11 protein-coding genes are annotated in these 13,084 nt (G+C 37.1%); all 11 read left to right on the top strand.

Annotated features, from left to right (window positions below; translation table 11 throughout):
- Window positions 1-189 precede the first annotated feature (189 nt).
- On the top strand, window positions 190-450 hold the full coding sequence (locus tag BMW36_RS00845; protein WP_089738033.1) for a stage V sporulation protein S: 261 nt from the start codon (window positions 190-192) through the stop codon (window positions 448-450).
- 73 nt (window positions 451-523) lie between these two features.
- Complete coding sequence (locus BMW36_RS00850; RefSeq protein ID WP_089738035.1) at window positions 524-1,441, top strand: dipeptidase; 918 nt, start codon at window positions 524-526, stop codon at window positions 1,439-1,441.
- 79 nt (window positions 1,442-1,520) lie between these two features.
- The gene (gene miaB / locus BMW36_RS00855; RefSeq protein ID WP_089738037.1) at window positions 1,521-3,098 is read left to right on the top strand and encodes a tRNA (N6-isopentenyl adenosine(37)-C2)-methylthiotransferase MiaB; all 1,578 of its coding nucleotides are present in this window, start codon (window positions 1,521-1,523) and stop codon (window positions 3,096-3,098) included.
- Window positions 3,099-3,515 (top strand): YlbF/YmcA family competence regulator, encoded by a 417-nt coding sequence (locus BMW36_RS00860; RefSeq protein WP_089738039.1) that lies wholly within the window; start codon window positions 3,099-3,101, stop codon window positions 3,513-3,515. It abuts the gene before it with no gap.
- A 210-nt stretch (window positions 3,516-3,725) separates the two neighbouring features.
- On the top strand, window positions 3,726-4,292 hold the full coding sequence (locus tag BMW36_RS00865; protein ID WP_089738041.1) for an outer spore coat protein CotE: 567 nt from the start codon (window positions 3,726-3,728) through the stop codon (window positions 4,290-4,292).
- 397 nt (window positions 4,293-4,689) lie between these two features.
- Window positions 4,690-7,293: a DNA mismatch repair protein MutS gene (gene mutS, locus BMW36_RS00870; RefSeq protein WP_089738043.1), complete on the top strand. Its 2,604-nt coding sequence runs from the start codon at window positions 4,690-4,692 to the stop codon at window positions 7,291-7,293.
- The gene (gene mutL / locus BMW36_RS00875; protein WP_089738045.1) at window positions 7,294-9,138 is read left to right on the top strand and encodes a DNA mismatch repair endonuclease MutL; all 1,845 of its coding nucleotides are present in this window, start codon (window positions 7,294-7,296) and stop codon (window positions 9,136-9,138) included.
- A 69-nt stretch (window positions 9,139-9,207) separates the two neighbouring features.
- Complete coding sequence (gene miaA, locus BMW36_RS00880; RefSeq protein ID WP_089738047.1) at window positions 9,208-10,140, top strand: tRNA (adenosine(37)-N6)-dimethylallyltransferase MiaA; 933 nt, start codon at window positions 9,208-9,210, stop codon at window positions 10,138-10,140.
- Between the two features lie 39 nt (window positions 10,141-10,179).
- The gene (hfq, locus tag BMW36_RS00885) at window positions 10,180-10,404 is read left to right on the top strand and encodes an RNA chaperone Hfq (protein WP_089738049.1); all 225 of its coding nucleotides are present in this window, start codon (window positions 10,180-10,182) and stop codon (window positions 10,402-10,404) included.
- A 108-nt stretch (window positions 10,405-10,512) separates the two neighbouring features.
- A complete protein-coding gene (gene hflX, locus BMW36_RS00890; RefSeq protein WP_089738824.1) occupies window positions 10,513-11,763 on the top strand; it encodes a GTPase HflX in 1,251 nt (416 codons plus the stop codon).
- Complete coding sequence (locus tag BMW36_RS00895) at window positions 11,760-12,983, top strand: methionine gamma-lyase family protein (protein WP_089738050.1); 1,224 nt, start codon at window positions 11,760-11,762, stop codon at window positions 12,981-12,983. The genes hflX and BMW36_RS00895 overlap by 4 nt, the downstream gene beginning before the upstream one ends.
- Window positions 12,984-13,084: the final 101 nt, after the last annotated feature.

Consider the following 13,084-nt stretch of genomic DNA (forward strand, 5'->3'; position numbering starts at 1 on the left):
TAAAAGGAGACTTTTGGTCAGTTTTAGTTTCAGATCCCCGCATGATGATTAGCAGCTTTTCAGAATGCCTCGCACTGTGATAAAATTTGAATTTTTACTAATAATCGTTCATAATAAAAAGGAATATCTTTCATATAGAAGAATATAGTAAAAGTGGGATAACAATAGGAATTGAAGGAGGTACCAGGAATGGACATATTAAAAGTTTCAGCAAAATCAAATCCGAATAAAGTAGCAGGCGCACTTGCAAATGTCGTACGAGAACGTGGCTCAGCAGAAGTTCAGGCAATTGGTGCGGGTGCACTAAATCAGGCAGTGAAAGCAGTTGCTATCGCACGTGGTTTTGTGGCTCCGAGCGGAGATGATCTCATTTGTATTCCAGCTTTTACTGATATTATGATTGATAATGAAGAACGTACAGCGATTAAACTAATTGTCGAACCGAGATAACCTGTTTTTTGTTAAGTAACCTGTTTGTATTGGACAAACAGGTTTTTAATTGGAATAAAAGAGGGGGATCAGATTGATAGATTGCCATTGCGATGCATTATGGAAAATCTGGGAAAATCAATATGACTTTCATAATGACCCGAGACTTGCAGTAAATTATTCAAAGTGGATGGATAGTAATGTGAAAATCCAATGTTTTGCTATTTTTGTTCCGCCAACTGTACCCTCTGAAGCTAAATTTGCAGCTGCCTTGCAGATGACTGATATTTTTTTCGAGAAAATAATAAAGCCTTATCCCAATGTGAAATTGATACTGAATAAAAGGGATATCCATGGTCTGGAGGAAGCGGAAAAGGGAGCGATGCTCACAGTTGAAGGACTTGACTTAATCGGTTATGACCTTTTTAAATTGCGGACACTGATTCGTTTAGGAGTTCGAATGATTGGTCTGTCATGGAATGTGCCTAACCTTGTTGTTGACGGGATTATGGAAAGTCGTGGATCCGGTCTAACAGAGTTTGGCCGGGACGTAATTCAATTGGCAAATCAGGAAAGGATTTGGATAGACCTTGCTCATGCGTCTTATAAAGGTTTTTTTGATGCTCTTGAAATTGCTGAATATCCGATTGTCTCACATGCCAATGTCCATGCTGTTACTCAACATCCACGAAATCTAGATGATCAGCAAATCCTTGCTTTAATCAATAAAGAAGGTTTAATTGGTATAAATTTTGTTCGTGAATTTGTAACAGACAAAAACTATGCAAATTTCGAGGATCTCTTCTTACATATCAACTATTTGATAGAATCAGGATTAGAAGACTATATAATATTTGGATCAGACTTTGATGGAAGCGATGACCTTGTTGATGGGCTTACATCTATCTCTGATTATCCTATATTTATAGACTACCTGAAAAAGAAGCTGCCGCAGGGTGTACTGAATAGGATAACATGTGATAATTTCATTAAAAAATCCCCTTTTAATTAGCGAATGTCTTTGTAATTCGCCGGCATATCCCATATAATAGATGAAGTAGTTTGATTAGGGGTAAGAAAGGAGACATAATATGAACGAAAAACAGAGATTAGAAAGTCAGCAAATTAGACAGGGAAATTCGCCGGACGTAAAATCCGAGACGAATGAAAACCTGAACCGTCTAAAAAAATTATCAAGTGATGAATTGATATCAAAATATTTCCAAACAACATATGAACCGCCAAATTTAAAAAAAGCAAGAAGCCGCAGAAAAAAAGACGTTGATATACATTATGATTTTGATATTCCGCTGGAAATGAAAGCAGCGGGAAAAGGGAAAAAGTTTTTAATCCGTACTTATGGCTGTCAAATGAATGAACATGATACAGAAGTAATGGCAGGTATTCTAACTAATATGGGATATGAATCAACAGATGACACGAATGAAGCGGACATTATTTTATTAAATACGTGTGCAATCCGTGAGAATGCGGAGAATAAAGTATTTGGTGAAATTGGACACTTAAAACCACTTAAACTGGAGAAGCCAGATTTGATTCTGGGTGTCTGTGGCTGTATGTCGCAGGAGGAGTCAGTGGTAAACCGTATTCTGAAAAAACATCCATTTGTTGATTTGATTTTTGGTACACATAACATTCACCGTTTACCAACATTAATCAATGAAGCTATGTTTGGAAAAGAAATGGTTGTAGAAGTATGGTCCAAAGAAGGCGACATCATTGAGAACTTACCAAAAGTAAGAAATGGAAAAATAAAAGCATGGGTAAACATTATGTATGGATGTGATAAATTCTGTACGTATTGCATTGTGCCATATACCCGTGGTAAAGAAAGAAGCAGACGTCCGGAAGATATTATTCAGGAGGTTCGTCATTTAGCAGCACAAGGTTATAAAGAGATCACCCTTCTTGGTCAGAATGTAAATGCATATGGCAAGGATCTGGATATTGACTATGGTCTTGGTGATTTGATGGACGAGATTCATAAAATCGATATTCCTAGAGTTCGATTTACTACATCACACCCTCGTGACTTTGATGATCGCTTGATTGAAGTTCTTGCTCAAGGCGGAAACTTATTAGATCATATTCATTTACCTGTTCAATCCGGAAGTTCAGACATCTTGCGAGTAATGGCAAGACGATATACGAGAGAAGATTATCTCAAATTAGTCCGAAAAATACGTGAGGCGATGCCGAATGCAACATTAACTACAGATATTATTGTCGGTTTTCCAAATGAAACGGATGAGCAATTTGAAGAAACGATGTCACTTGTGGAAGAAGTTGGATTCGAAAGTGCTTATACATTTATTTATTCACCAAGAGAAGGCACCCCTGCTGCAAAATGGGAAGATAATATTCCTATGCAAGTGAAAAAAGCACGGCTGCAGCGTCTTAATGCGCTTGTAAATAAACAATCAGCAGAAGCAATGAAAAAATATGAAGGTCAAATTGTAAAAGTATTAGTTGAAGGTGAAAGTAAGAAAGACCCGGAAGTTTTATCAGGTTATACAGAACGCAATAAGCTGGTAAACTTCAAAGGGCCGAAATCCATTATTGGAGAAATTGTAGAAGTGAAAATTACAAATACAAAGACTTGGACATTAGATGGTGAGTTGGTTGAGTCAGTAGTAGAGGTGAACTAAATGGCAAAGTATACAAGAAATGAAGTAATTGCTGAAGCACATAATTTAGCTAAAATGATGGCAAATATTGAGGAGATAGAACGTTTTAAACAATTAGAAGCAAAATTAAATGATAATAATAAAATTCAAGCAACGATTAAAAAAATTAAAGCATTACAGAAACAGGCAGTCAACTTCCAGGCATACGGAAAAGAAGAAGCGTTAAAACGTGTTGAAAAAGAAATAGATCGACTGCAAGCGGAAATAGATGAGATTCCAGTGGTGCAGGAATTTAAAGAATCACAGGTAGTTATCAATGATTTATTACAACTTGTGTCTAACACCATTGCAAGAGAAATCACCAATGAAGTGATCCGCTCAACAGGCGGAGATGTATTGGCTGGACAAACAGGTTCCAGCAAAGGACATCACTGTTAATCCTTACTCCGCTAATTTTTTATGAGAATATTCATTTAATGGTAAGCTAATCGAATGATATGGAACTTCTCTTTCATTTATGTACACAATTCTAGGCATTTGCATAGGATGGATTAGAATCTATAGCCTGTTAACTTTTAAGAAAGTTTAGGCACTATAGGTGAATATCTCGCATATGATGGATTGAAATGAAAGGGAGGTTAACATTCAATGTCTTTTCTTGACCAGCAATACAGGGAGATTATTACAAAAGCGGTGATAGGTAAAGGGAGAAAGTTCAGCCAGGAAACGAATACCATTACACCATCTCACAGACCATCAAGTATATTAGGATGCTGGATTATTAATCATAACTATCAGGCAAAGTTAGTGAAAAAGGACGTAGTAGAGATTCATGGCAGCTATGAAGCGAATGTATGGTATGCTTTCAGTGATAATACTAAAACAGAAGTAGTATCAGAACGAGTAGAATACTGTGATACAGTTGCGCTCTCTATCCGTGACAAACATCAATTAGGTGACGATTGTGATGTAGTTGCCAAAGTAATTCAGCAGCCAAACTGTTTGGAATGTACAATTGATACAAGAGGAAACAAAATTAAAGTAGATGTTGAACGAGAATTCCTGGTTGAAGTGATTGGTGATACTAAAATTTGCGTAAAAGTAGATCCAAAAGGGAAAGTTTATGAGGATGATGACTGGGATTTGTCAATCTCTGATGAAGAATTAGAGTCATTAGATCCAGATTTCCTGGCAAATAAAGATGAAGAGGAATAATACTTACAGTGTGGAGAAGACCACACTGTATTTTTTTATCGATTTTAGTTATGAAAAGTTCTAGAATGTTAGTCTTTAAATAAGGATCAGTAATTTTAAGAAAATAAATTGAGATTATTACTCGGTGAGTATTAAGTGTGTGGAGCGCTGTGATAAAATAAAGAATAACAGATTGAGATTAGAACAAGGGAGAGTTTCGGGATGCAAATTAATGATCGGAAATATTGACTAGTGAAGATGATGAAAAATATCAATCCAGTGAATGAATGGAAATGCTGTTGGGTACAGCACTGGATGTATCAAATAGTGTAACAAAACAAAAGTCACTGTAGAATATATATCATAACTGATATGTTATAATGGTCGATGAATAGTTATAGATTTTGGAGGAAAGATAATGGGTTATACGCCAATGATGCAACAATACTTAAAGATAAAAGCAGAGTATAAAGACAGCTTTTTATTTTTTCGTTTAGGTGATTTTTATGAAATGTTCTTCGAGGATGCGGTAAAAGCTGCTGAGGAACTGGAAATCACTTTAACAAGCAGAGATGCTGGAAAAGATGATCGTATACCGATGTGTGGTGTTCCTCATCATTCTGCAGAAAACTATATAAAAACACTGATAGAAAAAGGATATAAAGTAGCAATTTGTGAACAAGTAGAGGATCCAAAAACCGCCAAAGGGGTAGTTAAGAGGGAAGTAGTCCAATTAATTACACCTGGAACAATAATGGAAGGCCAAATGCTAGAAGATAAAGAAAACAATTATCTGGCGGTATTGCATGCAAGTGATGAACAAATGTTTGGTTTTGCTTATACGGATATGTCGACAGGAGATACATTTGTTATGAAGATTGAAAATGATTGGTCTTCTGTTTTGAGCGAGATTTATAATCGGCCGATCAAAGAAATAGTGATTGATGACAGTATTAATGAATCATTCAGAGATGATCTGAAAGAAAAAATGCAATTAACAGTGTCGTCTGCGATTCATTCTAAGGAAATTCCTGACCAGATGGATTATTTAAATGAGAGTGTTAATGAACCATTATTACAATATGTTTGTAAATTATTGTTTCAATATATATATCATACGCAGAAGCGTTCGATCGACCATTTAAAGAAAGCGCAAGTGATCGAGTTACAAGAATATATGACATTAGATATGTATTCTAAAAGGAACCTGGAAATTACTCACTCGATGATGAGAAATGAAAAATATGGTAGTCTCCTATGGGTAATTGATCGAACTGTAACAGCAATGGGGGCAAGAAAATTAAAGAAATGGCTGGAGCGGCCACTGCTTTCCCGTCAGTTAATTGACAGAAGGCTAGAGATGGTTACCGGATTGTATGATCAGTTTATGGAAAGAGAAGGTGTTCGTGAATCACTCCGGTCAATCTATGATTTAGAGCGTTTATCAGGCCGTGTTTCCTTTGGTAATGTAAATGCACGGGATCTCTTGCAATTGAGAAATTCATTATCAAAAATTCCTTATGTTAAACAATTACTAAAACAATTTAATCATACAACTTTACAGGAACTCGGTGATAAAATTGATCCATTGGAGGAATTAAGAGAGCTTTTGGATAGGAGTATTGCCGAAGATCCGCCTGTCTCAATAACAGATGGTGGTCTCTTGAAGGATGGTTATGATGAACAACTGGATCAGTACCGTCATACTTCAAGAAATGGGAAGAGCTGGATTGCAGAACTGGAGAGAAAAGAGAAGGAAAATACAAATATTAAATCATTGAAAATAGGTTACAACAAAGTGTTCGGCTATTATATTGAAGTAACAAGAGCAAACCTGCACCTTGTCCCTGATGACCGGTATGAACGTAAACAGACACTAACTAATGCAGAAAGATTTATTACGAGTGAATTAAAAGAAAAAGAAGCACTAATTTTGGAAGCTGATGAAAAAAGTGTTGATTTGGAATACCGATTGTTCCTGTTAATTCGTGACAAGGTAAAAACATACATTCCGGCATTACAAAAACTGGCTGATATAATAAGTGAGATTGATGTGTTGCAAAGTTTCGCTACAGTGAGTGAAGAGAATAATTATGTAAGGCCAACTTTCAGTAAGGCGCATTCAGTCAGATTAGAAGAAAGCCGGCATCCTGTAATAGAGAAAGTAATGAAAAATGAGTCATTTGTACCTAATGATATTCAGCTTGATGAAGATAAATTTATGCTGTTAATAACAGGGCCGAATATGTCCGGTAAGAGCACATATATGCGTCAATTAGCATTGACAATCGTAATGGCACAGGTTGGCTGCTTTGTACCTGCAAAACATGCGGAGCTCGCAATCTTTGATCAGATATTTACCAGAATAGGGGCAGCTGATGACCTTGTGTCAGGGCAAAGTACATTCATGGTTGAAATGTTGGAAGCTAACCACGCTATTCATCATGCAACAAATAATAGCTTGATTCTTTTAGATGAAATAGGACGGGGTACTAGTACCTATGATGGTATGGCCCTTGCCCAGTCAATAATGGAATATATTCATGATCATATCCATGCCAAGACTTTATTCTCTACTCATTATCACGAATTGACCAGTTTAGGAGAAAGATTGGCAGGTTTGAAAAACATCCATGTCAAGGCAGAAGAAATCAATGGAGAAGTTGTATTTCTACACCAAATTCACCAAGGTGCAGCTGATGAGAGTTATGGTATTCATGTAGCTAAACTTGCTGGATTACCTGATGCCCTTATCGATCGGGCGCAGCAAATTCTGACACAACTGGAGACAAAAAATGTTGAACCAACCGAGTCACAACAAAAGAGGGAAACCAACCTTCAGGAGGAGCAGATGACGTTTTTTGTTGAAGAAAAAAACAACACCCGTAAACAATCAAAAGCAGAAGAGAATGTTGTTGCATTAATAAATCAATGGAACATCCTTGAAATGACTCCAATGGAAGCAATGAATAAACTATACGAACTGCAGAAAAAAGTGAAAGGAATGAAGGGGCGAAATTAGATGAATATAATCGAACTGCCTGATTACTTAGCAAATAAAATAGCTGCAGGTGAAGTTGTCGAGCGACCAGCCTCTGTAGTAAAGGAGCTTGTCGAAAATAGTGTTGATGCGAAAAGTGACTGGATTAAAGTCGAAATTGAAGAAGCAGGGCTGCAGTCGATTAAAATAACAGATAATGGGAGCGGCATTCCCCATAGTGAATGTAAAAAGGCTTTTCTGCGTCATGCAACAAGTAAAATAAAGAATGAGTCTGACCTTTTCCATGTAAGAACACTAGGATTTCGCGGGGAAGCATTAGCTAGTATCGCTGCCGTCAGCCGTTTGCGAATACAAACCTCAACAGGAGAAGAAGCTGGAACTGTTTTAGAATTTGAAGGTGGGCATTTACAATCGGAGAGCAGAAGTGATGCGAGAAAAGGGACGGAGATTCATGTTCAGGATATCTTTTTTAATACACCCGCCAGATTGAAATATCTAAAAACAGTGCATACAGAATTAGGCCACATAACTGATATTATTAATCGAATCTCACTTTCTCATCCAAAAATAAGATTTGAATTAATTCATAACGGGAGGAAAATATTCCAAACTACTGGAAAAGGGGATCTAAGACAAATTGCTGCAGCAATCTATGGTATGTCTGTGGCAAAAAAAATGATCCCAGTTTCAGCACAAACAACAGATTACTCGATTCACGGCTTTATAGCCAAACCGGAGATAAACCGTTCTTCCAGGAATTATATAACCACAGTAGTCAATGGGAGAATAATTAGAAATCTTGGACTTGCAAGGGCAATTGCTGATGGTTATCACACATTATTGCCAATTGGACGGCAACCTATTGTTATACTGAATATTGAAATGGACCCGATACTGATTGATGTGAATGTTCATCCGACTAAGCTTGAAGTAAGATTCAGTAAAGAAAAAGAACTATTTTCAGCAATTGAACAAATGATAAAAAAAGCATTTCACAAGGAGACCCTCATACCTTCAGGTAGTCAGCCAAAAGTGGAGAAGCAAAAGTCTGCCCAACACAGCTTTAATTTTGAGCAAACCACCTGGGAGCCGACAGCAGAAAAAAATGCCGTTGAAGATACTAATAAGAAAGAAAACCGGTTTTATGAACAGGATATAGTGTTGGCAAATGTAAATGAGGTTAATGAGCCTACTGGTGAAGGCGCAGTTAATTCTATGAACACTGTTGAAGCACTTAGTAATTCTGAAGAAATAAATATACCAGAACATACTCTCGAAAAAGAACGAATTCCAATTCTCTATCCGATTGGTCAGCATCATGGCACATATATAATTGCCCAAAATGAAGAAGGTCTATATATAATAGACCAGCATGCTGCTCAGGAAAGAATAAAATATGAATATTTCAAAGAGAAAATTGGCGATGTGGATAGTATTTTGCAGGACTTATTAGTGCCAATAACATTTGAATTTACCTCACAGGAAGCATTAATTATCAGCCAGTATGAAGATGAACTGAAAAAGGTAGGATTATTTTTTGAAAACTTTGGCCAAAATGCTTATATTGTAAGAACACACCCTGCATGGTTCCCTAAAGGTGATGAGGAAGAAATCATTCGTATCATGGTTGATCAACTTATAAGAGAACAAAAGATCAATATTCATAAACTGAGGGAAGACGCTGCCATTCTCATGTCATGTAAAAAATCAATTAAAGCGAATCACTATTTAAATAACAACGATATGGAACGATTACTGGATGATTTACGAAAATGTGAAGAACCTTTCACATGTCCTCATGGCAGACCGGTTATCATACAATTTACGAAATATGAAATGGAGAAGATGTTTAAACGCATTATGTGACAGATGAATTTAAACGCTCATTCATGTATACTTAAGGATGAAGCTTCCAACACGTGAAAGGACTTAAGTATGAGAAAAAAGATCATTGTTATTGTTGGACCGACAGCAGTCGGCAAAACAGCATTAAGTATTGAAGCAGCAAAGAAATTTGATGGTGAAGTAATCAGTGGTGACTCGATGCAGGTATACCGTCACCTGAACATTGGGACTGCTAAAGTAACAAAGGAAGAGATGAAAGGAATCCCACATCATTTAATTGATATTTTACATCCGGGAGATAATTTTTCTGTTGCAGATTTTCAGCATCGAGTGCGAGAGTGCATCGATGACATTTACTCACGTAACAAAACGGTCATTATAGCCGGAGGGACAGGGTTATATATTCAGTCAGTTCTCTATGATTATAACTTTAGTGACCAAGCCAGAAGTATGGACTATCAAGAAGAAATAGAAAAGGAAATCAAAGAAAAGGGAATAGAGTCAGCGTATAACAGACTTAAAACGGTTGATCCTGATCAGGCAGCCAAGATTCACCCCAACAATGAAAGAAGACTGATAAGGGCGTTAGAAGTTTACGACCGTACTGGGTTTACAATGACTGAACAGCAACAGCGGCAACATGAGTCACGTTATGATCCTTATATTGTTGGACTTGAAATGGAAAGAACCATACTTTACAACAGAATTAATCGCAGGGTAGAAGCAATGCTGGAACAAGGATTACTTGAGGAAGTAAGGCGGATGGTTGATCAAGGGCTGGAGTACTCCCAGGCAATGCGGGGAATTGGTTATAAGGAACTTTTACCCTATATTAAAGGGGAAATCTCACTTGACCAGGCCGTAGAGTTATTAAAGAGGAATTCCAGGAGATTTGCAAAACGGCAATACACTTGGTTCCGTAATAAAATGTCAGTACACTGGTATGGAATACTGCCAGAGACTAAGGATCAAGTTTTTGAAAATATTTTAAAAGATTTAGAAGGATTCTTAAGAAAAAAATAGAATTAGTATTCTATAGAGAAAAAATGAGGAGGATACATAATGTCTCAATCAGTAAATATTCAAGACCAGTATTTAAACCAGCTTAGAAAAGAAAGAATTCCTGTTACGGTTTTCCTTGTTAATGGATTTCAGGTACGAGGAATTGTGAAAGCATTTGATAATTTCACTGTACTTATTGAAGTGGAAGGAAAACAACAACTCATTTTCAAACATGCGATATCTACATTTGTTCCAGCTAAAAATGTTAATTTAGATAAAGAATAGAACAATGGCGCTATTACCATCTAATAGCGCCATTTTCTTATACTGTAATTATGGATTCATAATCAATGTACTTTTAACAGAAGCTAAACCAAATAAAAAAAGAAGGTGATCCAAATAGAGAGGGTATTAATCATTGCAGTAATGAAAGATAAATCAGATGAAGAAAGATTTCACTACTCTATTAGTGAATTAGAGGCATTGGCTAATACAGCTAATGGAACGATAGTTGAATCGATTATTCAAAAACGACTTACACCTCATAGAGCAACATACCTCGGTGAAGGAAAATTACAGGAAGTTAAAGAGCTGACAGAAGATGAAGATATCGATGTTGTTATCGCCAACGAAGAATTATCGGGCAGTCAAATTAGAAATCTGCAGGAAGAATTACAAGTACGTGTAATAGATCGAAGTCAGCTTATCCTGGATATCTTTGCAAGCAGAGCAAGAACAAAGGAAGGAAAATTACAAGTAGAATTAGCGCAGTATGCCTATATGTTACCAAGACTTCATGGGCAAGGTACTGAATTATCCCGGTTGGGCGGTGGTATAGGAACCAGAGGACCAGGGGAAACGAAGTTGGAAACGGATCGGCGTCATATCCAGCGGAGAATGGATGAAATTAAGCAAAGATTAAAATCTGTCGTTAATCAAAGAGAACAATATAGAGATAACCGAAGAAAAAACCAATTGTTTCAAATTGCAGTGGTAGGTTATACAAATGCAGGTAAATCAACGATGTTTAATAACTTAACAAAAAGTGAATCATTACAGGAAGACAAATTATTTGCGACATTAGACCCGTTAACTCGCAAAATGCACCTGCCGAGTGGGTTAGAGGTAATTATTACAGATACAGTAGGATTTATACAGGATTTACCGACAGCATTAATTGCAGCATTCAGGTCCACATTAGAGGAAGTGAAAGAAGCGGATTTAATATTGCATGTTATTGATGTTGCCGCACCTGACAGAGATAATCATGAATCAACTGTATTGAACTTACTGGATGAATTGGATGCAAGTAGTATTCCAGTAATTACTTTATATAATAAGAAAGATTTAATTAATGGGGAAAATTTTGTGCCGAACAGCCATCCATATATGCTGTTGAGTGCATTGGAGGAAAAGGATCTAATGCAGCTTAAATGCGATATTGAAAAGGTGATCCAGAATTTATGGGAATCTTACCATTGTGTTATTCCTGAAGGTAATGGCAAAGTTTTGTCAAAGCTGAAACAATATACGATTATGGATAAAGAAACATACCAGGATCATTTATTGGGTTATGAGGTTAGCGGCTTTGTTGATCCTAATCATCCGATAATGAAAGAGATAAAGGAGTACCATCAAGAATGATATCAGTAAATAAATTGCGAGAAACAGAAAAGGCGATTTCTCCAATCTTTAGTGAAATCGCTGAAACAGAAATATATAATCAGGAAAAAGTTCTGAAAGCTTTTCGGGAGAACAAGGTAAGTGACAGTGATTTTAATCCAACAACCGGTTACGGATATGATGACTATGGAAGAGATAAGTTAGAAGCAGTATATTCCACAGTATTTAAAGCTGAGGATGCGTTAGTCAGACCCCAGATAGCTTCAGGTACACATGCAATTACTACAGCACTCTTCGGAATACTCCGACCAGGCGACCAGTTATTATATATAACGGGTAAGCCTTATGATACTTTGGAAAGTGTTATCCAGTCAAATGGAGATGATATGGGATCACTGACGGATTTCGGGATAGAATATCAATCAGTTCCTTTAAAGAACGGAAAAGTGGATATGGAGATGGTGAGAGCAACTATGAGTAACAACACCAAGGTTGTTGCATTACAACGTTCAAAGGGTTATGATAACCGCCCGTCCATCTCCATAAATGAAATGCAGACAATTATTTCGGAAGTCCGTGAATTAAGCAGTGATGTCGTAATATTTGTGGATAATTGTTATGGAGAGTTTGTAGAGAAAAGGGAACCAATTGAAATTGGTGCAGACCTTATTGCAGGATCACTAATTAAGAATCCCGGCGGCGGGATCGCCAGAACAGGTGGATATGTTGCAGGGAATAAGCTGCTTGTTGAAAGGGCTGCAAATCGGTTAACCGCGCCCGGGATAGGAAAAGAGATAGGAGCAAGTTTGGGGATGCTTCAGGAAATGTTTCAAGGACTTTTTCTTGCACCGCATATTGTTAGCGAAGCTCTTCGGGGAGCGATATTCACATCTAAATACTTATCAGACCAAGGCTATGAAACTACACCGCATTATAAAGAAAAGAGAACTGATTTAATCCAGTCTGTGACTTTCCCTGCAGCAGATCAAATGATTGCTTTCTGTCAGGCTATTCAGACACAATCTCCGGTTAATGCCCATGTAACACCATATCCTGCACCAATGCCCGGATATAATGATCAGGTCATAATGGCGGCAGGGACATTTATGCAAGGTGCAAGCCTAGAGCTGACAGCAGACGGACCGGTAAGGCCGCCATACACCGTATACGTGCAGGGCGGCTTGACTTATGCGCATGTAAAACTGGCAGTAATGAACGCCTGTGAAGCATTAAATAAATAAATTAGTTTAGATATAAGACCTGATGTAAGTTTTCCTAACATCCCTTGACAACTAAGTTGCATCCCGGTTATAATATAACTATAAGTTAATAGAAAGAGGTG

Origin of the sequence: Gracilibacillus ureilyticus (assembly GCF_900111195.1) — a bacterium.
Classification (GTDB): domain Bacteria; phylum Bacillota; class Bacilli; order Bacillales; family Amphibacillaceae; genus Gracilibacillus; species Gracilibacillus ureilyticus.